Annotated in this window: 22 protein-coding genes; 15 read left to right on the forward strand and 7 right to left on the reverse strand. The window is 71.6% G+C overall.

Translation table 11 applies throughout. The features are described 5' to 3' along the window. The first annotated feature begins 102 nt into the window (after window positions 1-102). The 4 genes from ASD23_RS11265 to ASD23_RS19280 are packed head-to-tail and all read left to right on the forward strand — an operon-like array spanning window position 103 to window position 5,621. Window positions 103-1,554: a xanthine dehydrogenase small subunit gene (locus ASD23_RS11265; RefSeq protein ID WP_056010350.1), complete on the forward strand. Its 1,452-nt coding sequence runs from the start codon at window positions 103-105 to the stop codon at window positions 1,552-1,554. Continuing rightward, window positions 1,551-4,004 (forward strand): xanthine dehydrogenase molybdopterin binding subunit, encoded by a 2,454-nt coding sequence (gene xdhB, locus ASD23_RS11270; protein ID WP_082571383.1) that lies wholly within the window; start codon window positions 1,551-1,553, stop codon window positions 4,002-4,004. The genes ASD23_RS11265 and xdhB overlap by 4 nt, the downstream gene beginning before the upstream one ends. Window positions 4,005-4,017: 13 nt before the next feature. Continuing rightward, window positions 4,018-4,869, forward strand: a complete 852-nt coding sequence (gene xdhC, locus ASD23_RS19275) for a xanthine dehydrogenase accessory protein XdhC (protein WP_056010353.1) — start codon at window positions 4,018-4,020, stop codon at window positions 4,867-4,869. Beyond that, a complete protein-coding gene (locus ASD23_RS19280; RefSeq protein WP_056010355.1) occupies window positions 4,866-5,621 on the forward strand; it encodes an SDR family oxidoreductase in 756 nt (251 codons plus the stop codon). Before xdhC ends, ASD23_RS19280 begins: the two co-directional genes overlap by 4 nt. Before the next feature lie 3 nt (window positions 5,622-5,624). Here the strand turns inward: ASD23_RS19280 and ASD23_RS11285 are convergent, their stop codons facing one another. From ASD23_RS11285 to ASD23_RS11295, 3 genes are all read right to left on the reverse strand, one after another. Further along, window positions 5,625-6,857, reverse strand: a complete 1,233-nt coding sequence (locus ASD23_RS11285; protein WP_235507722.1) for an MFS transporter — start codon at window positions 6,855-6,857, stop codon at window positions 5,625-5,627. A 134-nt stretch (window positions 6,858-6,991) separates the two neighbouring features. Next, window positions 6,992-8,536 carry an NCS2 family permease gene (locus tag ASD23_RS11290; protein ID WP_082571384.1) on the reverse strand — a complete coding sequence of 515 codons (1,545 nt, stop codon included), beginning with the start codon at window positions 8,534-8,536 and terminating at the stop codon, window positions 6,992-6,994. A gap of 12 nt (window positions 8,537-8,548) precedes the next feature. Next, window positions 8,549-9,112, reverse strand: a complete 564-nt coding sequence (locus ASD23_RS11295; RefSeq protein ID WP_082571385.1) for a nucleoside deaminase — start codon at window positions 9,110-9,112, stop codon at window positions 8,549-8,551. Window positions 9,113-9,343: 231 nt separating this feature from the next. Here ASD23_RS11295 and ASD23_RS11300 point away from each other — a divergent pair, with 231 nt between their 5' ends. From ASD23_RS11300 to moaA, 5 genes are read left to right on the forward strand one after another with little or no spacing between them, the layout of a single operon-like run. Then, the gene (locus tag ASD23_RS11300) at window positions 9,344-9,748 is read left to right on the forward strand and encodes a TOBE domain-containing protein (RefSeq protein WP_056013036.1); all 405 of its coding nucleotides are present in this window, start codon (window positions 9,344-9,346) and stop codon (window positions 9,746-9,748) included. Then, entirely contained in the window at window positions 9,745-10,584 is an 840-nt protein-coding gene (gene modA / locus ASD23_RS11305; RefSeq protein WP_056010357.1) for a molybdate ABC transporter substrate-binding protein, read from the forward strand. The genes ASD23_RS11300 and modA overlap by 4 nt, the downstream gene beginning before the upstream one ends. A 53-nt stretch (window positions 10,585-10,637) precedes the next feature. Continuing rightward, a complete protein-coding gene (locus ASD23_RS11310; protein WP_056013038.1) occupies window positions 10,638-11,426 on the forward strand; it encodes an ABC transporter permease in 789 nt (262 codons plus the stop codon). Continuing rightward, the gene (locus ASD23_RS11315; RefSeq protein WP_056010359.1) at window positions 11,423-12,580 is read left to right on the forward strand and encodes a sulfate/molybdate ABC transporter ATP-binding protein; all 1,158 of its coding nucleotides are present in this window, start codon (window positions 11,423-11,425) and stop codon (window positions 12,578-12,580) included. Before ASD23_RS11310 ends, ASD23_RS11315 begins: the two co-directional genes overlap by 4 nt. A 40-nt stretch (window positions 12,581-12,620) precedes the next feature. Continuing rightward, window positions 12,621-13,748 (forward strand): GTP 3',8-cyclase MoaA, encoded by a 1,128-nt coding sequence (gene moaA / locus ASD23_RS11320; protein WP_056010361.1) that lies wholly within the window; start codon window positions 12,621-12,623, stop codon window positions 13,746-13,748. Window positions 13,749-13,758: 10 nt separating this feature from the next. On the opposite strand, the gene ASD23_RS11325 is transcribed toward moaA, so the two are convergent. Both ASD23_RS11325 and ASD23_RS11330 read right to left on the reverse strand, forming a co-directional pair. Beyond that, on the reverse strand, window positions 13,759-14,172 hold the full coding sequence (locus tag ASD23_RS11325) for a molybdenum cofactor biosynthesis protein MoaE (protein ID WP_056010363.1): 414 nt from the start codon (window positions 14,170-14,172) through the stop codon (window positions 13,759-13,761). A gap of 37 nt (window positions 14,173-14,209) precedes the next feature. Continuing rightward, window positions 14,210-15,373 carry a ThiF family adenylyltransferase gene (locus tag ASD23_RS11330; RefSeq protein ID WP_056010365.1) on the reverse strand — a complete coding sequence of 388 codons (1,164 nt, stop codon included), beginning with the start codon at window positions 15,371-15,373 and terminating at the stop codon, window positions 14,210-14,212. 70 nt (window positions 15,374-15,443) lie between these two features. Here ASD23_RS11330 and ASD23_RS11335 point away from each other — a divergent pair, with 70 nt between their 5' ends. From ASD23_RS11335 to ASD23_RS11355, 5 genes are all read left to right on the forward strand, one after another. After that, window positions 15,444-15,692 (forward strand): MoaD/ThiS family protein, encoded by a 249-nt coding sequence (locus ASD23_RS11335; protein WP_056010367.1) that lies wholly within the window; start codon window positions 15,444-15,446, stop codon window positions 15,690-15,692. Between the two features lie 73 nt (window positions 15,693-15,765). Further along, window positions 15,766-17,073 carry a molybdopterin molybdotransferase MoeA gene (locus tag ASD23_RS11340; RefSeq protein ID WP_056010369.1) on the forward strand — a complete coding sequence of 436 codons (1,308 nt, stop codon included), beginning with the start codon at window positions 15,766-15,768 and terminating at the stop codon, window positions 17,071-17,073. Continuing rightward, window positions 17,066-17,542, forward strand: a complete 477-nt coding sequence (gene moaC, locus ASD23_RS11345; RefSeq protein WP_056010371.1) for a cyclic pyranopterin monophosphate synthase MoaC — start codon at window positions 17,066-17,068, stop codon at window positions 17,540-17,542. The genes ASD23_RS11340 and moaC overlap by 8 nt, the downstream gene beginning before the upstream one ends. Beyond that, window positions 17,539-18,039, forward strand: coding sequence for a MogA/MoaB family molybdenum cofactor biosynthesis protein (locus ASD23_RS11350; RefSeq protein ID WP_200941709.1), 501 nt, complete (start codon window positions 17,539-17,541; stop codon window positions 18,037-18,039). The genes moaC and ASD23_RS11350 overlap by 4 nt, the downstream gene beginning before the upstream one ends. Before the next feature lie 90 nt (window positions 18,040-18,129). After that, window positions 18,130-18,723, forward strand: a complete 594-nt coding sequence (locus ASD23_RS11355; RefSeq protein WP_056010373.1) for a GNAT family N-acetyltransferase — start codon at window positions 18,130-18,132, stop codon at window positions 18,721-18,723. 43 nt (window positions 18,724-18,766) lie between these two features. Here the strand turns inward: ASD23_RS11355 and ASD23_RS11360 are convergent, their stop codons facing one another. Then, window positions 18,767-20,038, reverse strand: a complete 1,272-nt coding sequence (locus ASD23_RS11360) for a D-arabinono-1,4-lactone oxidase (protein WP_056010375.1) — start codon at window positions 20,036-20,038, stop codon at window positions 18,767-18,769. A 42-nt stretch (window positions 20,039-20,080) separates the two neighbouring features. Here ASD23_RS11360 and ASD23_RS11365 point away from each other — a divergent pair, with 42 nt between their 5' ends. Then, the gene (locus ASD23_RS11365) at window positions 20,081-20,266 is read left to right on the forward strand and encodes a hypothetical protein (RefSeq protein ID WP_157377070.1); all 186 of its coding nucleotides are present in this window, start codon (window positions 20,081-20,083) and stop codon (window positions 20,264-20,266) included. A 32-nt stretch (window positions 20,267-20,298) separates the two neighbouring features. Here ASD23_RS11365 and ASD23_RS11370 read toward each other — a convergent pair whose 3' ends face one another. Further along, on the reverse strand, window positions 20,299-20,985 hold the full coding sequence (locus ASD23_RS11370; protein WP_056010384.1) for a phosphatase PAP2 family protein: 687 nt from the start codon (window positions 20,983-20,985) through the stop codon (window positions 20,299-20,301). Between the last annotated feature and the right edge of the window lie 13 nt (window positions 20,986-20,998).

The raw sequence follows: 20,998 nt of genomic DNA on the forward strand, positions 1-20,998 counted from the left end.
CGGTAGTATCGAGTGTCTGCCCCGGGCAGACGCGGCGCGAGGTGGGGCCATCGGGGCCCCGGTGCCATGGCGTCCATGCGGGCGCCGAACCGAGGAGATCCCATGGACGAGATCACCATGACGGTCAACGGGCGGCAACGCCCGCTGCAGGGCGCGACCGCCCACACGACGGCCCTCGACTGGCTGCGCGACACCGGCCTCTCGGGCAGCAAGGAAGGCTGCGCCGAAGGCGAGTGCGGGGCGTGCGCGATGCTGGTCGCGACACCGGACGACAACGGGGGCACCTCGTGGACGGCTGTGAACGCGTGCCTGGTTCCGGCCGCCGCGCTGAACGGCCAGGAGATCGTGACCGCCGAAGGCCTCGGTTCGCCGGATGAGCTCCACCCCGTGCAGGAGAAGCTCGCAGAGGCCGGCGGTTCGCAGTGCGGATACTGCACCCCGGGCTTCGCGTGCAGCATGGCGGGCGAGTACTACCGCGCCGACCGAGCCCCCGCGGCCGCCGGCGATGAGGTCTGCGAGGAGCACGGCCCGAACGGCTTCGACCTGCACGCCCTGAGCGGCAACCTCTGCCGCTGCACGGGCTACCGCCCGATCCGCGATGCGGCCTACACGCTCGGCTCCCCCGAGGCCGACGACGAACTGGCCGCCCGGCGCAGCCGGCCGGCCCCGGCAACCGTGCCGACCGACTTCTCGAGCGGTGGCGGCCGATTCATCCGCCCCGCCTCGCTCTCCGAAGCACTCGGCCTCCTCCGCGACGAGCCCACCGCACTGCTCCTCGCGGGGTCGACCGACCTCGGCGTCGAGGTGAATCTGCGCGGCCGACGCGCCCCGCTCGTCGTCGCGATCGAGCAGTTGCCCGAGCTGCGCACGCTCGAGATCGGTGAGGAGTTCATCGAGATCGGCGCGGCCCTGCCGTTGTCCGAGGTCGAACGACGACTCGACGGCCAGGTGCCGCTCCTCGCCCAGCTCTTCCCGCAGTTCGCCTCACGGCTCATCCGCAACCGCGGCACCTTCGGCGGCAACCTCGGCACCGGCTCCCCCATCGGCGACACTCCGCCGGCGCTGCTCGCACTCGGCGCGCGCCTCGTGCTGGCCTCGGCCGGCGGTGAGCGCGAGGTCGACCTCGCCGACTACTTCACCGGGTACCGGCAGACGATCCGCGGCGCCGACGAACTCATCCGCGCGATCCGCATCCCGCTGCCGCTGGCGCGCGTGACCGCCTTCCACAAGATCGCGAAGCGCCGCTTCGACGACATCTCGAGCGTCGCGCTCGGCTTCGCGCTCGACATCGAGGGGGGCGTCGTGACGGCCGCCCGCATCGGGCTCGGCGGCGTCGCCGCCACCCCGCTTCGCGCCTACGCCACCGAGGCGGCGCTCGTGGGCCGGCCGTGGAACGTCGCGACCGTGCGCGCCGCGTCGGCGGTACTCCAGGCCGAGGGCACGCCGATGTCCGACCACCGGGCCTCGAGCGAGTACCGATCGCTCATGCTCGGCAGCTCGTTGTTGAAGCTGTACAGCAGCACGGTCATCGAGTCGAAGGAGGTCTCGGCATGAGCGCACTCGCCGATCGCCCCGCGAACCCCGTCGTCGGCCTGCGCGCCGTGCACGAGAGCGCCGCCCTGCACGTCACGGGCGCCGCGATGTACACCGACGACCTCGCCGCGCACACCGCCGGCGTGCTCACGGCCTGGCCCGTGCAGTCGACGAATGCGCATGCGCGCGTCACGGTCGACGTGGCACCGGCGTACGACGTGCCCGGCGTCGTACGCGTGCTCACGGCCGACGACGTGCCCGGCATCAACGACGCCGGCATCAAGCACGACGAACCGCTCTTCCCGAGCGAGGCGATGTTCTACGGGCACGCACTCGTGTGGGTGCTCGGCGAGACTCAGGAGGCGGCGCGGCTCGGAGCCGAGGCCGTGACGGTCGACTACGAACCGCTTCCCTCGTACATCACCGTGTCCGAGGCCATCGCCGCGGAGTCGTACCAGGGCATCGCCCGCACGGTGGAACGGGGCGACGCCGCGGCCGCGCTCGCGGGCGCACCGCGCGTCTTCGAGGGCGTCACGGAGTTCGGCGGGCAGGAGCACTTCTACCTCGAGACGCACGCCTCGCTCGCGATCCTCGACTCCGAGGGGCAGTACTTCGTGCAGAGCTCGACGCAGCACCCGTCCGAGACGCAGGAGATCGTCGCGCACGTGCTCGGCATCTCGTCGAGCCAGGTCACCGTGCAGTCCCTTCGCATGGGCGGCGCCTTCGGTGGAAAGGAGATGCAGCCCCACGGCTTCGCCGCGATCGCCGCGCTCGGCGCGAAGCTCACCGGCCGGCCGGTGCGACTTCGCCTGAACCGCACGCAGGACATCACGATGACCGGCAAGCGCCACCCGTTCCAGATCAGCTGGAAGGCCGGATTCACCGAAGACGGACTCATCCAGGCGCTCGACGCCACGCTGACCGCCGACGGCGGCTGGAGCATCGACCTCTCCGAGCCGGTGCTCGGCCGGGCGCTGTGCCACATCGACAACGCCTACTGGATCCCGAACGTGCACGCGTACGGCCGCATCGCGAAGACGAACAAGACCTCGCAGACCGCCTTCCGCGGCTTCGGCGGCCCGCAGGGCGTCTTCCTCATCGAGGACATCCTCGGCCGGGTCGCGCCGGTGCTCGGCATCGACCCGGCGGAGATCCGCCGGAAGAACATGTACCGGCCGGGGCAGAGCACCCCCTACGGGCAGCTCGTGAAGGACGCCGATCGCCTCGAGGCGATCTGGCAGCGCCTCGTCGACGAGAGCGACTTCGACGAGCGCCGCGCCGAGATCGCCGCGTTCAACGCCGCCAGCGTCGACACGAAGCGCGCGCTCGCGATCACGCCCGTGAAGTTCGGCATCTCGTTCAACTTCGCCGCCTTCAACCAGGCCGGCGCCCTCGTGCACGTCTACAAGGACGGCTCGGTGCTCATCAACCACGGCGGCACCGAGATGGGCCAGGGGCTGCACACGAAGATGCTGCAGGTCGCGGCGACTGCCCTCGGGCTGCGTCTCGACCAGGTCAGGCTCGCCCCCACGCGCACCGACAAGGTGCCGAACACCTCCGCGACCGCGGCATCCTCAGGCGCCGACCTGAACGGCGGCGCCGTCAAGAACGCGTGCGAGCAGATCCGCGAACGCATGGCGAAGGTCGCCGGCCGGCTCCTCGGCGTCGACGAGCGGGATGTCCGCTTCGAGGGCGGTCTCATCACGGGCCTCGGCAAGTTCGACGAGAGCCTCACGTTCGCCGAGGTCGCGAACGCGGCATACCTGCAGCGCGTGCAGCTCTGGGCCGCCGGCTACTACCGAACCGAGGGGCTGCACTGGAACCCCGACCTGATGAAGGGCTCCCCCTTCAAGTACTTCGCCTACGGCTGCGCCGCGACGGAGGTCGAGGTCGACGGATTCACGGGCGCCTACCGGGTGCGCCGGGTCGACATCGTGCACGATGTCGGGGACTCCCTGTCGCCGATGCTCGACATCGGGCAGATCGAGGGCGCCTACGTGCAGGGCGTCGGGTGGCTCACCCTCGAGGAGCTCCTCTGGGACGAGACGGACGGGCCGAATCGCGGCCGACTGCTGACCCAGTCCGCGAGCACCTACAAGCTGCCGAGCTTCTCGGAGATGCCCGAGGAGTTCAACGTGCGACTCTTCGAGAACGCCCGCGAAGACGGTGCCGTCTACGGGTCGAAGGCCGTCGGCGAACCCCCGTTCATGCTCGCGTTCAGCGCCCGCGAGGCGATCCGGGAGGCGGTCGGCGAGTTCGCGCCCGCCGGTCACAGCGTCGAGCTCGGGTCGCCGGCGACCCCCGAGGCGGTCTACTGGGCGATCGAGGCGGCGCGGTCGGCAGGGTCGGCGTCGGTCGCCGCGACGTCGCCGGCAGCGGATGCCTCGGCCGAGCACGACCCGACGGGTGCTTCGGCCGGCTCCGCACCGGTCGGCGCCGACGTGCCCGCGCTGGCGACCACCGAGGCCTGAGCGGGCCCGGCCGATGGACTGGCTCGACGCACTGCAGCGGCTCCGTGAGGAGCGGACCCCGGCGGTCATCGTCACGCTCGCGATCGTGCGGGGTCACGCTCCCCGCAACGGCGGCGCGAAGATGGTGGTCGCACCCGACCGGGTCTTCGGCACGGTCGGCGGCGGCAACCTCGAGGCGACCGCGATCAAGCGTGCTCGTGAACTGCTCGCGAACGGCGGTGCCGAGCCCGAGCTGCTCGCCCTGAAGCTCAGCGACAAGGCCACGACCGAGTACGGCGTGCAATGCTGCGGAGGAGAGGTCACCCTCATGCTCGAACCCGTTCGGGTCGTCCCGTCCGTCGCGATCTTCGGCATGGGGCACGTCGGCCTCGAACTGGCCCGCATCCTCGCCCGCCAGGAGCTCGCCCTGCACCTCGTCGACTCGCGCGCCGAGATGCTCGCGCCAGCACGACTCGGCACGCCCGGCGAGTCGGGCGTGCTCGCCGACGCCGTCGCCGAGGTGCACGTGCACCACGAGCCCGTGCCCGAGGCCGGCCTCGCGGCGCTCCCTCCGGGCGCGCACGTGCTCATCATGACCCACGACCACATCGAGGACCTCGCGGTCACCGACACCGCGCTGCGCCGAGGGGACCTCGGCTCGATCGGGCTCATCGGCTCGCGTTCGAAGTGGGCGCGGTTCCAGGTGAAGCTGGCCGAGCTCGGGCACGACGAGCGAGATCTCGCCCGGGTGACGACCCCGATCGGCGTGCCCGAAGTGGGCGGCAAGGCGCCGGCGACCATCGCGGTGAGCGTCGCCGCCAAGATCCTGCAGCTCATCGAGGAGTCGCAGGCCGCCGAGGCTCAGCCACCGGAGACGGCGGCGTGAACGCCGAGCGCGCCGAGACGCCGCTCCGGTCCGTCATCGTCACGGGCGCCGGAACGGGCATCGGACGGGCGACCGCCCAGGCGCTCCTCGCGGCCGGCTTCGCGGTGACGCTCGCCGGTCGGCGGCGGAGACCGCTCGAGGATGCCGCGTCCGACGACTCGGGCGCGAGGCATCCGAATGCCCTCGTCGCCCCGGTCGATGTCACCGACGCGGCGGCGGTCGACGCGCTCGTGGCCGCCCACGTGCTCCGGTTCGGTCGACTCGACGTGCTCGTGAACAACGCCGGCGTGCCGGGGCCTGCCGCCGATGTCGGCGAGTTGACGCTCGACGACTGGTCGGCGACCCTCGCGGTCAACGTGACCGGCGCGGTACTCGCGGCCGGAGCGGCGTTCCGCCAGATGGCGACGCAGCGCCCCATGGGCGGGCGCATCCTCAACAACGGATCCATCGCCGCGCAATCACCGCGACCTCGCTCGGTCGCCTACACGACGACGAAGCACGCGATCGCCGGGCTCTCGAAGTCGATCGAGCTCGACGGCCGAGCGTACGGCATCACCTGTACGCAGCTCGACGTGGGCAACGCGCGCACCGGGCTGCTCGACGACGTCATCGGTGGCCCGGACGTCGAGCCGATGATGGACGTCGCGGTCGTCGCCGGGCTCATCGTGCACCTCGCGGGTCTGCCCGCCGAGGCGAGCGTGCCGCAGCTGACTGCCACGGCTGCCGGCATGCCGTTCATCGGCCGAGGCTGAGCCTCACCGCAGCACCGGTCGACGCAGCAGCGCGAGCGGCAGGGTCAGGAGGGCGATCGCCGCCGCAGCGATGAACGCGACCTGGAACGAGAACCCGGCCGCGAGCGCGCCGACGACCACGGCGCCGATGCCGGTGCCGGTGTCGAAGCCGATGTTCCAGACGGTGCTCGCGAAGACCGAGTCACGCGGCACGACGGCGAACGCCTCCCCGAGCGTGAGGTTCTGCAGGCCTCCGTAGCTCAGCCCGACGAGTGCCGCGCCCGTGAGCAGCAGCGGCACCGTCTGTGCGCCCGGCGAGACGGACCAGGCCACGAGCGCGAGGCCCGCCACCGTCACCAGCACGAACGGCCAGAGCAGTCGATGCGTTCCGACTCGATCGGCCAGACCGCCCACCAGCCAGCGGGCGGCAGCGGCGGTCGCCGTCACGAACGCCAGTGCGGCCACCGCGGCGGCACCGTCGAGCAGCTGCGGCACGAAGGTGAGCAGCGCGCCGCCCGCGAGCGTGACCCCGAGGAGGACGCCGACGGGGGCGGCGAGCGCGCGCAACTCCGAGAACCGCGCGGCGGCGGAGGCATGCCGAGGCTCGCCGGGGTCGTGGTGCGAGGCGTGCAGGTGCCGGGCGAGGCGTACGGCCGGGATGATCGCGATCAGCGGCAGTGAGCCCAGGAGGAAGACCGCCCAATAGCCGACCGCCTCGGCGACCCACGGCGCCATCGGCAGCAGCACGAGCTGCGGACCCGCGATGGCGAGCCCGAAGGCGCCGATGGCCCGACCACGGCGCGCGGGCTCGACGAGCTCGGCGACGGCGCTCGAGCCGGCCACCGTCAGCACAGCGAACCCGGCACCGCGCACGGCGGCGATCGCGAGCACGGGCAGCAGGTCGGCGGAGAGGAGGTGCAGGAGCGACGGCACGCCGAGCAGCGCGAGGCCGACGACGAGCACGGCGCCCCACCCGAACCGGTGCAGGGCGGCGGGCACGAACAACTGGCCGATGACCGTGGCGAACATGAAGACGCCGGTGACGAGTCCCGCGCCGGCGGCATCCACGCCGCCCGCAACCGCCCAGAGCGGCGCGACCGGGAGCAGGACCGCGTATCCGGCGAAGCCGAGTGCGGTCATTGTCAGGAGCGCGGGCATGCCCCGCGAGCGCCAGACCGAGTCGACGCGGTCGGCCGGGTCGAGGGCGCGACGGCGCCCGTCGCCCGAGGCATCCGTCGATGGCGTCGTCTTCGGCACGTGCCGTACCTCTCTTCTCTGCAATCGCGTCGACCGGGCGGCCTCGCGCTGTCCGCCGCGCAGCGGTCTGCCCCGGTGGGCACCGAAAGGTGCGCACCGGGGCAGACACGGCCGTTCGTGCGTCGCTTGCGACCCTAGCCCGCCAGCATCGCCTCGATCGGTCCGCGCACGAAGTACAGCGCGAAGCCGGCGGAGACGACCCACATGAGCCAGTGCACCTTGCGGGCACGGCCCGACAGGGCGTTGACGAGGGCCCAGGAGATGAACCCGACGCCGATGCCGTTCGCGATCGAGTACGTCAGCGGCATCGTCACGATCGTGAGGAAGGCCGGCAACGCGATCGCGAAGTTGCTGAACTTGATCTCGCGGATCTGCGTCATCATCATCGCACCGACGACGACGAGGGCGGCCGAGCCGACCTCGATCGGGACGACGAGGGTCAGCGGCGTCAGGAACATCGAGACCAGGAACAGCACGCCGACGACGATCGCGGCAAGGCCCGTGCGGGCGCCCTCGCCGATGCCCGACGCGCTGTCGACGTAGACCGTGTTCGACGAGGTCGAGGTCGCGCCGCCCGCGATGGCGCCGGCGCCCTCGACGATGAACGCGGAGCGCAGGCGCGGGAAGGTCCCGTCCTTGTGCGCGAGACCGGCGTTCTTCGCGAGACCCGTCATCGTGCCCATCGCATCGAAGAAGTTCGAGAACACGAGGGTGAAGACGAGCATCGTCGCCGACAGCATGCCGATGCGACCGAAGGCGCCGAACAGGTCGAACTGACCGACCAGGCCGAAGTCGGGGATCGTCACGAGCGAGGTCGGGAGCTGCGGGATCGTCATGTGCCACCCGCTCGGGTCTTCGAAGCTCGGGCCGAGCACGAGGATCGCCTGCGCGATGATCGCGATGATCGTGCCGGTCACGATGCCGATCAGGATGCCTCCGGGCACACGACGCGCGACGAGGATGCCGATCAGCACGAGGGTGATGAGGAACACGAGGGTCGGGATCGACGTGATCGAGCCCGAGTCGCCGAGCTGCACGGGCGGGCCGCCCGGCGTGCGGTTCACGAAGCCCGAGTCGACGAAGCCGATGAATGCGATGAACAGGCCGATGCCGACCGTGATCGCGGCCTTCAGCGCCTGGGGCACGGCCTTGAAGATCGCGGTGCGGGCACCGGTGGCACCCAGCAGCACGATGATGACGCCGTTGATGACGACGAGGCCCATCGCCTCGGGCCACGTCACCTGCCCGACGACCGAGACCGCCAGGAAGGAGTTGATGCCGAGGCCCGCCGCGAGGGCGAACGGGAGTCGTGCGAAGAGACCGAACAGGATCGTCATGACGCCTGCGGTGAGGCCGGTGGCCGCACCCACCTGTGCCGGGTCGAGCACGTTGCCGTCGACGTCGGGCACGTTGCCGAGGATCAGCGGGTTGAGGATCACGATGTACGCCATCGTGAAGAAGGTCACGATGCCGCCGCGGATCTCACGGCCGACGGTGGATCCGCGGCCGGTGATCTCGAAGAACCGGTCGAAGGCGTTCTTGGGCTCGGCGTCGACGGTCGTCGTCGCGCCGGTGGGCAGGGGGTTCGGGATGCTCGCGACCGCGAAGGTGTCGGCTGGCAGGGAGTTCTTCGATTCGTCCGCGTGGTCTGCGCCGCGGGTGCTGGTGTCCTGTGACATGTGCGCTTCCACTCAGTACTCGGTACGGGTGGCGGTGCGGCGCCACTCGGTGAACGGGGCCACGCGTACCGCGGCGGGCAGTTCGATGTCGGAGACCGGCATGATCTCCCGGTCGGGGGCATCTCCCTCGAAGTAGCGGTAGAAGACGGCGTCGTCGAAGCCGGCGTCGGCCGCGTCGTCACGGGTCGCTGCGAAGTGCACGCTGTCGATGCGCGCCCAGAGAGAGGAGGCGAGGCACATGGGGCACGGCTCGCAGCTCGAGTAGAGCGTGGCGCCCGAGAGATCGAAGCTGCCGGTGCCTTGGCAGGCTGCACGGATCGCCGAGACCTCTGCGTGGGCGGTCGGGTCGAGGTTCGCGGTGACGCGGTTCACCCCCTCGAACACGCGGCCGTCGGCGGTGACGACGATGGCTCCGAACGGGCCGCCCGCGTTGCGCACGTTCTCGGTCGCGATGGCGACGGCGCGGGCGAGGTAGTCGGCCGGGGTGGGCGCGGGGGTGGAAGGTGAGGCGGCGGGCTGGGCGGTGGCGGGCTTGCCGTCGGTAGCCGTGACGGTTGAGAGTCCGAGCGAATCCATGAGAGGGCTTCCTTGCTTGTTCATCGCCGGCGCGGTGGACTTCCCCGGGGTACCGGGTGGATCTCCGTTGATCCGACTCATGGGCGGCCGAGCGATGGGCAGGGTTGCTGCGTCGGCCGAGTTCGAAGGTAGCAGCCACTGGGTCGACCGTCCACAGGTTTTTGGAATTGAGATTCCGATTTGTGGAAACCGCGGTTGCCACTCCGCAGATGCGGAAGTATTGTGCAGTTCATGACGCAATATCGGATCAGTGAAGCCGCCGAGCTCGTCGGCGTGAGCGACGACACCGTGCGCAGGTGGGTCGGCGACGGCGTGCTGAGCGTCTCAAGGGACGCTGCCGGCCGTCAGGTGGTGCCCGGCGTCGAGCTCGCCGCGCGCGCCCAGGCGATCGCGGCTGCGGGTGACGACCGGTCGACCGTGCGCCGAAGCGCGCGCAATCGATTCGTCGGACTCGTCACCCGTGTCGAGCTCGACGGCCTCATGGCCCAGGTCGAGCTGCAGTGCGGCCCGCACCGGGTCGTCTCGCTCATGTCGTCCGAGGCGGCACGCGAACTCCGACTCGAGGTCGGCTCGCGCGGTGTCGCGATCGTGAAGGCGACGATGGTCGTCGTCGAGACCGAGCAGGAGCACTCGTGAACCGTGCGTGCACCGCTGCCGCCCTCGCGCTCGGTGCCATCTCGCTCGCCGTCGTCCTGACGGCTTGCACCTCGGAGAGAGGGGCGACGGATGCCGCGTCGGCCACCCCCGCGCCTGCGAGCGGATCGAGCGACGCCGTCTCCCCGCTCGACGGCGAACTCACCGTCTTCGCCGCGGCATCGCTCGGCAACGCATTCGACGAACTGGCCGCGCGCTTCGAGCACCTGCATCCCTCACTCGACGTGCTACCGATCACCTACGACGGTTCGTCCGTGCTCGCGACCCAGTTGATCGAGGGCGCACGCGCCGACGTGTTCGCATCGGCCGACGAGAAGAACCTCGACCGGGTCGCGGAGGAAGGCCTCGTCGACGGCGAGCCGGAGGTCTTCGCGACCAACGCGCTCGAGATCGCGGTGGCCCCGGGCAACCCGCTCGGCATCGAGGGACTCGACGACCTGGCAGATGACGCGGCCCCGGCCCCGCTCGTCATCGTGTGCGCGCCCGCGGTCCCCTGCGGTGCCGCGGCGACGACGCTGTTCGAGGAGGCCGGCGTGCAGGTGACCCCGGCGAGCGAGGAGCAGAACGTGACCGCGGTGCTCACGAAGGTGCGCGCCGGCGAGGCCGACGCCGGGCTCGTGTACGTCACCGACATCGCCGCAGCCGGCGACGAGGTCGAAGGCGTTGCGATCGACGGTGCGGATGCCGCGGTGAACCGGTACCCGATCGCCGCGCTCGCCGGCGCACCGAACCCCGAAGCGGCCGCGGCCTTCGCCGAGTTCGTCACCTCCCCCGACGGCGCGGCGATACTCGAGTCCTTCGGCTTCGGCGCACCGTGACCGAGGCGACTCCGGTCGCGGCGACGCGACGCGGGACGGGAGGCGGTCGCCGGGTGAGCCCGGTCCCGGGTCTGCTCGTCGTGCCCGCTGCCATCGGCATCGCCGTGCTCGCGCTGCCGATGGTCGCGCTCCTCCTGCGGCTCGACTGGAGCGCCGTCCCGGAGGCCGTCACCTCGCCCGCCGCGGTCCAGGCGCTCTCGCTGTCGCTCGCGACCGCCGGCGTCGCCACTGTCTGCTGCCTGCTCCTCGGCATTCCGCTCGCGCTCGTCATCGCCCGCGCCGGCCGACGAACGGCGGCGGTGCTTCGAGCCCTCGTCACCCTGCCGCTCGTGTTGCCGCCGCTCGTCGGCGGCATCGCGCTGCTCGCCCTGCTCGGACGAACCGGCCTCTTCGGGGAGAGCCTCGCCCTGCTCGGCGTGCGGCTGCCGTTCACGACGGCGGCGGTCGTGATCGCACAGGTGTTCGTGGCGCTGCCGTTCCTCGTGATCTCGGTCGAGGGGTCGCTGCGTGCGGTCGGCACCCGTTTCGAAGCCGTCGGCGCAGGGCTCGGTGCGAGCCCGTTGACCGTGTTCCGGCGCCTCACCCTGCCGCTCGTCGGGCCTGGGGTGCTCGCCGGAACCGTGCTCTGCTTCGCCCGGGCGCTCGGCGAGTTCGGTGCGACGGCGTTGTTCGCGGGCAACACCGCCGGGGTGACGCGCACGATGCCGCTGGCGATCTACACGGCGTTCAACGGCGCCGGGGTCAGCGAGGACACGGCGATCGCGCTCTCGCTCATGCTCGTCGCCGTGGCGATCGCGGTGCTGCTCGTGATGCGCGGCTGGCGAGAGGACGCGCCGCGATGACGGGTGTCGAGGCATCCGGGGCCCTCGTCGCGGAGTTCGCGAGCGAGCGCGGCGCCTTCCGGGTCGAGGCCTCCCTGCGGGTCGAGCGCGGCGAGCTGCTCGCCGTGCTCGGGCCGAACGGCTCGGGCAAGTCGACGCTGCTCGCGACGATCGCAGGTCACCTGGCGCCCGCCGAGGGTCTCGTGCGGCTCGGCGATCGCGAACTGGCACGGCGCGACGGCGGCGCAGGGGCGGCGATCGACCTCCCGGTGGCCGAACGCAGGGTCGGGCTGCTCGGTCAGGAACCGCTGCTGTTCCGCCACCTCGACGTGCTCGAGAACGTCGCCTTCGGGCCACGAGCACAGGGGCGCGGCCGATCGGCGGCGCGGCTCGACGCGATGACCTGGCTCGAGCGCGTCGGCGCCGCCGAGCTCTCGCGTCGGCGCCCCGCCGAGCTCTCGGGCGGGCAGCAGCAGCGGGTGGCGATCGCCCGGACCCTCGCCGCCCGGCCCGAGCTGCTGCTGCTCGACGAACCGTTCGCGGCACTCGACGTGCCCACCGCCGCGACCATGCGACGCCTCATCGGCGAGCTGTGCGCCCAGACGGCGACCCCGACGATCCTCGTGACGCACGACCCGCTCGACGCGATCGTGCTCGCGCAGCGCGCGGCAATCCTGCACGACGGACGGATCGCGCAGCTCGGTCCGGTGGCCGAGGTGCTCGGTCACCCCGCGACCCCGTTCGTCGCGGCACTCGCGGGCGTGAACCTCGCGACCGGCGTCGCGACCGGATCCGGCGGCGTCGCCGTCTCGGGCGCCGACGGTTCGCTCCTGCGACTCGTGCCGGCCGAGCACCTCGGTGACGGGGGCGATCCGGCCGGCTCCGCCGCGGCGGGCGCACCCGCCTCGGCCGTGTTCAGCCCGGCGGCCGTGCACGTCTCGCCGCTCGGTGAAGCTGGCGCCGCGGCATCCGACAGCCCAGTGGCGAACCGCTGGATCGGCACCGTCTCGCTGCTGCAGCCCGCCCCCGGAGGGGTGCGGTTGACGACCGAGGAACATCCCGGACTCGCGGTCGACCTGCCCGGCGCTGCGGCAGTCGCCCTCGAGCTCCGTCCGGGTGCGCGACTCGCGTTCATCGTCGCGGCGGCGGAGATCTCGGTGCGCGAGCACGCCTGAGCCGGTGTTACGGTGGCTTCCACGAACAGGGGGTGACTCGATGACGGACACGGCCGTTCCCGTCTCGGCGCCCCGCGTCGCGACGGCGGGCGCGACGATCGGCGTGCGCCGGCTGCCCTCGACGGGCAGCTCGCAGGGCTCGATCACTGACCGGCTCGATCGCCCGATGCGAGATCTGCGCATCTCGATCACCGACCGATGCAACTTCCGGTGCGTCTACTGCATGCCCAAGGCGGTGTTCGGTCGCGACTACGCGTTCCTCGACCGCGACGAGCTGCTGAGCTTCGAGGAGATCACCCGCATCTCGCGCATCGCGGCGGCGCACGGCGTCGAGAAGTTGCGACTGACGGGCGGCGAGCCACTGCTGCGCCGTGGCCTCGAGGGCCTCGTCGAACAGCTGGCCGCATTGCGCACCCCCGACGGCCGCCCGCTCGAGATCGCGCTCACGACCAACGGTTCGGCGCTCGCGGTCAAGGCTGACGCGCTGAAGGCCGCCGGGCTCACCCGCGTCACCGTCTCGCTCGACTCGCTCGACGACGAGCTGTTCCAGTCGATGAACGACGTGCGGTTTCCGGTCTCGCGCGTGCTCGACGGCATCGACGCCGCGCACGCCGCCGGCCTCGGCCCCATCAAGATCAACATGGTCGTCAAGCGCGGGCTCAACGACCACGAGATCCTGCCGATGGCCAGGCGATTCCACGGTTCGCCGTTCTCGCTCCGCTTCATCGAGTACATGGATGTCGGCACGTCCAACGGCTGGCAGCTCGACGAGGTCGTCTCGTCGGCCGAGATCGTGCAGCGCATCGGCGCCGAACTCCCGCTGGAGCCCGTCGCTGCAGCGGCACCGGGCGAGACGGCGGCGCGCTGGCGCTACCTCGACGGCGGCGGCGAGATCGGCGTGATCTCGAGCGTGACGAACGCCTTCTGCGGCACCTGCAACCGGGCCCGCATCTCGACCGAGGGCAAGCTGTTCACGTGCCTCTTCGCGAGCGAGGGCCATGACCTGCGCGCGCTGCTGCGCAGCGGTGTGGACGACGACGGGCTCGCCGCGGCGATGGCGTCGATCTGGGGCGCTCGCGACGACCGGTACTCCGAGATCCGCGCGACCCTCACCCCCGAACTGCGTGCGGAACGCAGCAAGATCGAGATGAGCTACATCGGCGGCTGAGCGCCCGTCGTCAGAGGCCGACCCACTCCGAGACGCCGTCGTCGAAGTGCTGGCGCTTCCAGATCGGCACCTCCTGCTTGATGAGCTCGACGAGCCGTTCGCACGCGTCGAATGCCTGCGCTCGATGACCGGCGCCGGCAGCCGCGAAGAGCGCGACGTCGCCGATCGCGAGGTCGCCGACGCGATGCGCCGCGGCGACGGCGAAGCCCGTCTCCTCGGCGATGCGGCGCACGCAGTCGGCGAGGAACCGCTCGGCCTCGGGGTGCGCCCGGTAGTCGAGCGACCGCACACCCCGCCCGCCGTCGTGGTCTCGCACGACGCCGCAGAACATGACCACGGCGCCGCTGGCATCTGACTCGACGGCTCGCCGGACGGCGGCCTCGTCGAGCGGTCGGTCGGAGACGACGGCGTACGGTTCGATCACCCCGTGATCCTAACCCTCCGCCTCCGAGGTCAGCCGCTCAGCGCGCGATGAGGTCGTCGGCCACGGCGGCGAAGCGTTCGATACCGCCGTCGAGCGAGCTCACCTCGGCGTGACCGCGCCGCCGCAGCTCACGCGCGGCGCGCTGCGACCTGATGCCGACCTCGCAGTACACGACGATCGGGCCGTCGCCCGGTGGCGGTTCGGCGCCGCCCAGCAATTCGGCCAACGGCAGCAGGGTGCTGCCGTCAATGCGTCGCAGCGCCGCTTCGGACGGCTCGCGCACGTCGACGAGCCTGAGCGGCTGGTCCGCACGGATGCGCTGCAGCACCTCGGCCGCCGAGATCGGCGCGACCGCGAGGGTGCCGTCGGCGGCGGCATCCGCGGCGCTCGCGCCATCGACCCCGCAGAACAGTTCGTAGTCGATGAGCGAGGTGATCTCGTCGGCGTCGGCGATGACCGAGTACGGGATCTCGCGCGTGCGAGCCGAGAGCGCGTCATAGCTCACGACACGTCCGAGGAGCGGTCGACCGACACCGGTGACGAGCTTCACGACCTCGGTCGCCATGAGCGCGCCGATGACGAGGCACAGGCTCGGCAGCACGCCACCGAGCTCGCACGACGGCACCTCCCCCGGAGCGGGCGGCACCGGGAACAGGTCGCGGTACCCCGGGCCATGGCCGCGCCAGGCGATCCCGACCTGACCGTGGTACCGCAGGATCGCTCCCCAGACGAGCGGCTTTCCCGCAAGATGCGCGGCATCGTTCGTCAGGTAGCGGGTCGGGAAGTTGTCGCTGCCGTCGACCACGAGGTCGTACTCGTCGAGGATGCCGGGCAGGTTCGCCGAGGTCAGACGCTCGTGATGGCGCACGACGCGGCACTCGGGGTCGCTCGCGGCGACCGTCTCGGCGAGCGAGTCGACCTTGCTGCGGCCGAGGTCGGCCACGCCGTGGCTGAGCTGGCGCGGCAGGTTGCTGAGTTCGACCGTGTCGAAGTCCGCGATGCCGATCGTGCCGACGCCCGATCCGGCGAGCGCGGGCACGACCGCACTGCCGAGGCCGCCTGCGCCGACCACGAGTACCCGGGCCGCCTGCAGCCGCCGTTGGGCGAGCTCGCCGAAGCCCGGGAGCATGAGCTGCCGACTGAAGCGCGCGAGTCGCGCCGGAGGCAGCGCTGGCCCGGGTTCGACGAGCGGCTCGGTCATGCCCGCAAGTCTACGCGCGAGGTTTCCGCGTGACGGATTCGCGGTTCCGCGCTCGGGTAGCATCGTGCACATGACGATGGTGACGGTGCGGTACTTCGCTGCGGCCGCCGAGGCGGCAGGCGTCGAAGAGGAGCGCCTCGAGGTCGACGGCGACGCCACGGTCGGCACCCTCCGCGACGAGCTGGCGGCACGATACGGTGCCGACATGCAGCGGGTCCTCCAGAGCGGTTCCTTCCTCGTCGACGGCACCGTGCAGCGCGATCCGGCGACACCCATCGGCGAAGCCGTCGACATCCTCCCGCCATTCGCCGGCGGCTGAGCACCCGACCACACGCCGGTGCTCCTCGAAACTCGAGAGACCGCAGAACCGACCGCAGAGAGCCGAGGTCCGCATGCGCAGCTACGTCGAACACCAACGTGCGGTGCACGCACTGCTCGATCCGCTCGCGTCCCGTCTCGGTGCGACCGGCTCCGAGCGGCTCGAACTCTCGGCCGGTTCCGCCCGCGGACGGGTCCTCGCCGAGGACGTGCGCTCCCCCGTCGACCTGCCGGGCTTCGACAACTCCCAGATGGACGGCTACGCCGTCCGTTCCGCCGAACTCGCGAGCGCCCGACCGGGCGCGCCGGTGCGCCTCGACGTCGGCCGCACGAGCGCCGCCGGTGATGCTCCCGTCGCGCTGGAACCGGGCACCGCCTCTCCCGTGATGACCGGAGCGGCGATCCCGCAGGGCGCCGATGCCGTCGTGCCGATCGAGGCCGTCGACCCGCCGGCCTTCCTCGGCCTCGGCTCGGGTCGCCACGACTCCCCCACCGGCTCCGTCGTCGGCTTCACCTCCGCCGTCGAACCGGGCACGTTCATCCGCCGTGCCGGCAGCGACATCGGCGCGGGCTCCCTGCTACTCTCCGCCGGCACCCGGCTGGGCCCCGCGCAGCTCGGTTCGCTCGCCGCCGCCGGCGTCACCGACGTGCTCGTGCGGCGACCCCTCCGCGTGCTCCTCCTCTCGACCGGACACGAACTGCGACCTCCGGGGCAGCCGCTCCGCCCCGGCCAGATCCATGACGCGAACACCGCGATGATCGGCGCCGCCCTGCGCGAGTGCGGCGTGGAGGTCTCCGAAGCGCTCGCGCCCGACGACGCTGCGTCCGTGCGGGCCGCGGTCGCGGCATCCGTTCGGGTGGCCCCGTCCGGAGCAGCCGGCCCAGCCGACTTCGTGGTGACCACGGGCGGTGTCAGCGCCGGCGCGTTCGAGGTGGTGCGCGAGGCGCTCGCGCCGCTCGGCGTCGAGTTCGTCAAGGTCGCGATCCAGCCGGGCGGGCCGCAGGGCCTCGGCATCGCGGCGATCGACCCCGACGGTGGTGGAGCTCCCATCGAGATTCCCGTGGTGTCCTTCCCCGGCAACCCGGTCAGCGCACTCGTCTCGTTCGAGTTGTTCCTGCGTCCGGTGCTGCGGGAGCTCGCCGGGCTCGCTCCCGACCGAGCGCGGGCGCGTTTGCGGCTCGCGCACGACGTGACGTCGCCCCTCGACAAGCACCAGGTGCGTCGCGGCGTGCTCGACGGCGACGGCGACGTCGAGGTCGGGGCGCCGAGTTCGCACCTGCTCCACGCCTACGCGAACGCCACCGTGCTCGTGCACCTGCCCGTGGGAGTCGGCGACCTGCCGGCCGGAGCCCACGTCGACGTCTGGAGGATCGATGACTGAACCACGACTGACCCACTTGCGCGGCGACGGGTCCGCGCACATGGTCGACGTCACCGACAAGGCGGTCACCCGGCGCACGGCGAGCGCACAGGCCGTGCTCGTCACGCGGACCGAGGTGGTCGACGCCATCGCCGACGGCAGCCTGCCGAAGGGCGAGGCGATCGGCACGGCGCGCATCGCCGGCATCATGGCGGCGAAGCAGACCTCGACGCTCATCCCCCTCTGCCACCCGCTGCCGCTCACGAAGCTCGACGTCGACATCACGCCAGAGGGCGACCGCGTGCGCATCGTCGCAACGGTCACCACGAAGGGCGTCACCGGCGTCGAGATGGAGGCGCTCACCGCGGCGTCCGTCTCGGCACTCACCCTCTACGACATGATCAAGGCCGTCGACAATCGCGCCGTCATCACCGATGTGATGGTGCTCGCGAAGGCGGGCGGCAAGAGCGGCGACTGGTCGCGCGAATGACCGCGACCGAGCGGATGCCGCGCACCGCCGTCGTCATCGTCGCCTCGACGCGAGCCGCGGCTGGCGTCGCGGTCGACGGAACCGGCCCGGTCATCACCGGATGGCTGGCCGAGCGCGGCTTCGACGTCGTCGGGCCCGAGGTGGTCGCCGACGGCCTGCCCGTCGCCGACGCGCTGCAGCGGGCACTGGCCGGCCACCCGTCGGTCGTCGTCACGACGGGCGGCACCGGGGTCTCCCCGAGCGACGGCACACCCGAGGCCACGGCTCCGCTCCTCGATCGCGAGCTGCCGGGCTTCATGGAAGAACTGCGTCGTCGCGGTGCGGCGACGACCCCGACCGCCCTGCTCTCGCGCGGGCTGGCGGGTGTCTCTGGGTCGACGCTCATCGTGAACCTCCCCGGCTCTGCGGGCGGGGTCCGCGACGGCCTCGAGCTGCTCGGCGAGGTGCTCGAACACGCGCTCGATCAACTCGCCGGGGGCGACCATCCAGCGAGGTGACTCATCAGCTGGCGGCCGCGGCGCACCGAGCATCTTCGGGCCGGCGATGAGACCCGTGACATCGCTCGGCGATGCTGGCAGGATGACCGCATGGATCGCGTCACGACGCACCGGATCGAACCGCTCACGCCCGAGACCTTTCCGGCGTGGCTCGCGCTCGCTCAGAAGCACAACGGGGTCTGGGGCGGGTGCTACTGCTCGTACTTCCACGACGACACGGAGCGCACCGTCAAAGACGAGCACGACCGGCCGACGTTCAAGCAGCGCCTCGTTGCGGAGGGCGTCGCGCATGCCGCGCTCGTGTTCGACGGCGACGACGCGATCGCGTGGTGCGAGTACGGCAGCCCGGTCGAACTGCCGAACATCTACCACCGCAAGCAGTACGACGCGGGCGAGGCCAGCCCGGCGCCGTGGCGCATCACGTGCTTCTTCGTCGACCGCGATCACCGGCGTTCCGGAGTGGCACGAGAGGCGCTGGACGGCGCACTCGAGCTGATCGCGCAGGCCGGCGGGGGCGAGGTGGTCTCGTTCCCCAACGAGCTCGTCCCCGGCAAGAAGACGTCGTCCTCGTTCCTGCACAACGGCACGAGGGCCATGTTCGAGCAGGCGGGGTTCGCGTTCGAGCGTCACATCGGGAAGAGCAAGACCGTGATGCGCAAGACGGTGCCGCCGGCCGGCAGCTGACGAAGGAGCGACGCACCGACGTCAGCGGCTGCGTCGCCTCGCCTCAGAGCCCGAGCCGCGCCGTGTACGCATTGCGGAATCGTCCCTCGGGGTCGAACCGCTCCCGAAGTGCAGCGAAGTCCGCCCAGCGCGGGTAGCGCCGTCGCACCTCATCGGAGTCGAGGGTGAAGACCTTGCCCCAGTGCGGCCTGGCCGTTGCGGGCAGCGCCGCTTCGATCGTCGGGAGCAGCGACTCGACGGCGGCCTGCTCCCGCTTCCATGTGAAGTGGATTCCCACGACGTCGGTGCCGTGGGCCGGGCTCAGCCACAGGTCGTCGCCGCGCACCGATCTCACTTCGCACACCTGCAGCAGCGGGGCGATCTGCGCGGCGAGACCGCGCATCGCCTCGAGTGCGGCGACGGCGTCGGAGCGGGGCACCAGGTACTCCGACTGCAGCTCCTCTCCGGCCGAGGGCGTGAAATCGAGCCGGAAGTGGGGCAGGCGCTCGTGCCACGGCCCTGGCTCGCCGAGCTGCGCCGTGCAGGCATCGGCGGCCATGGTGGGCAACGGGTGGCGCGGCGCCGTCGCCTCCGTCGCACCGAGCCGGGCGATGAGTGCAGCGGATGCCGCGGCATCCGTCTCGACCGGCAGCCGCCGCTTGACCCACAGCTGGTCGGCGCGGTAGGTGTTCGCCCACGTCGTGAAGATGCTGACGCTCGAACCGAGCGCGGTGACGGCGTCGTACTCGGCGAGCACGGCGCTCCACGCGGGACGCTCGTAGACGGTCTGCGCGACGTCGTACGTCGGCTCGACGTCGAGCTCGAGCGCGGTGACGACGCCGAGGGCGCCGAGGTTCACGACGGTGCCCGCGAAGTCGGCGTCGCCGCGTTCGAGGGTGCGTGACTCGCCGGTCGCCGTGATGAACGCGATGGCGCGCACGGCGCTCGCGAGCGAGCCGATGCGGTCGCCCGAGCCGTGCGTGCCGGTCGCGACGGCGCCGGCCACCGAGATGTGCGGCAGCGAGGCGAGGTTGCCGAGCGCGAGTCCGCGAGCGTGCAGCGCCGAGGCGAGCTCGCCGTAGCGGGGGCTCCCGGTGATGCGCACAGCGCCCGGTGCGCTCGAGGCGTCGATCGTCACCGGCAGCCCAGCCGTCTCGATGAGCGTGCCCTCGGTGTCGGCGATGTCGTTGAAGCTGTGCCGCGAGCCGAGCACGCGGAACGGCCCATCGCCTGCGAGCACCTCGCGAAGCTCGTCGATCGAGGTCGGTCGCACGACGCGCGACGCGCGGTAGCTCAGGTTGCCGGCCCAGTTGGTGCCTGCGGATGTCGCGGTCACGCGGTTCCCCTCATCGTCAGAGTGCGAGCGTATCCCCTGCCCGTGCCACCCGCCCGCACCGGGTGCACCGCCTCGCGCGGGCGGCGCACCCCGCGCACTGCCGTCGAGACCCTCCTCGCGCGCATCGCCGCGACGGAGGCATCACCCGAACCGGCGCCCGAGCTGCAGCTCGCCGAGTTCCGCATCGTCGAGCGCGAATCGGCGCCGGTGATCGCACCGCACGCCTGACCGCCGCAGGCCATGCGGTCGCGCTCGGGTGCTCAGGCCGCGAGTGCGCGACGCCGCTCGCCCCAGGCCACTCGTTCGCGCTCGAGCGGACCGGCGAGCGCTGCCCAGAGGAGGAGCGCCACTCCCGCCCCGGCGAGTGCCCCGCCGAGTGTGTCCGTCAGCCAGTGCGCACCGAGGTAGGTGCGACTGAACGCCATCAGCGCGGTGTAGACCGCGCCGACCACCCAGACCCAGGCACGTGGCACGATTACGCCGATGACGACCGCGATCGTCGCCGCGTTGGCGACGTGGCCCGATGGGAAGGAGCCGAAATCGGAGACGACGATCATGTCCTCAGGTCGCACCCGGCCGAAGAGGTGCTTCAGCACCTGCACGACGCCTGCGCTCGCCGCCGACGCGACGATGAAGTAGAGCGCACCCCACGGCCTCCGGACGATGAGCAGCACGATCGCCGCTCCGACCGGCACGATGAACACGCCGATGACGCCGCCGCCCACCGCGTTCATGACGTAGGAGAACCACTCACCGAACGGCGTGCGGACGCTCACCATGAACTCGGCCCACGCCTCATCGATCGCGAATCGGTTGTCGCCAGACGATGACATGACCAGCATGCCGATGAGGCCCGAGAGGAGGAGCGCCGACACTCCGGCGATGATCGGGAGGAGACGAGAGGCCCTCGCCGGGGTCGCTGACGTCTCCACCGGCTCGAGGCTCATTCCCCCACGCTAC

It is taken from the genome of Agromyces sp. Root1464 (genome assembly GCF_001427265.1).
Classification (GTDB): domain Bacteria; phylum Actinomycetota; class Actinomycetes; order Actinomycetales; family Microbacteriaceae; genus Agromyces; species Agromyces fucosus.

Coding starts and splice junctions, on each gene's coding strand:
- ASD23_RS11265 (WP_056010350.1), top strand. CDS start 103: ATGGACGAGATCACCATGACGGTCAACGGGCGGCAACGCCCGCTGCAG.
- xdhB (WP_082571383.1), top strand. CDS start 1,551: ATGAGCGCACTCGCCGATCGCCCCGCGAACCCCGTCGTCGGCCTGCGC.
- xdhC (WP_056010353.1), top strand. CDS start 4,018: ATGGACTGGCTCGACGCACTGCAGCGGCTCCGTGAGGAGCGGACCCCG.
- ASD23_RS11290 (WP_082571384.1), bottom strand. CDS start 8,536: ATGTCACAGGACACCAGCACCCGCGGCGCAGACCACGCGGACGAATCG.
- ASD23_RS11295 (WP_082571385.1), bottom strand. CDS start 9,112: ATGGATTCGCTCGGACTCTCAACCGTCACGGCTACCGACGGCAAGCCC.
- ASD23_RS11300 (WP_056013036.1), top strand. CDS start 9,344: ATGACGCAATATCGGATCAGTGAAGCCGCCGAGCTCGTCGGCGTGAGC.
- ASD23_RS11315 (WP_056010359.1), top strand. CDS start 11,423: ATGACGGGTGTCGAGGCATCCGGGGCCCTCGTCGCGGAGTTCGCGAGC.
- moaA (WP_056010361.1), top strand. CDS start 12,621: ATGACGGACACGGCCGTTCCCGTCTCGGCGCCCCGCGTCGCGACGGCG.
- ASD23_RS11330 (WP_056010365.1), bottom strand. CDS start 15,373: ATGACCGAGCCGCTCGTCGAACCCGGGCCAGCGCTGCCTCCGGCGCGA.
- ASD23_RS11335 (WP_056010367.1), top strand. CDS start 15,444: ATGACGATGGTGACGGTGCGGTACTTCGCTGCGGCCGCCGAGGCGGCA.
- ASD23_RS11340 (WP_056010369.1), top strand. CDS start 15,766: ATGCGCAGCTACGTCGAACACCAACGTGCGGTGCACGCACTGCTCGAT.
- moaC (WP_056010371.1), top strand. CDS start 17,066: ATGACTGAACCACGACTGACCCACTTGCGCGGCGACGGGTCCGCGCAC.
- ASD23_RS11350 (WP_200941709.1), top strand. CDS start 17,539: ATGACCGCGACCGAGCGGATGCCGCGCACCGCCGTCGTCATCGTCGCC.
- ASD23_RS11355 (WP_056010373.1), top strand. CDS start 18,130: ATGGATCGCGTCACGACGCACCGGATCGAACCGCTCACGCCCGAGACC.
- ASD23_RS11370 (WP_056010384.1), bottom strand. CDS start 20,985: ATGAGCCTCGAGCCGGTGGAGACGTCAGCGACCCCGGCGAGGGCCTCT.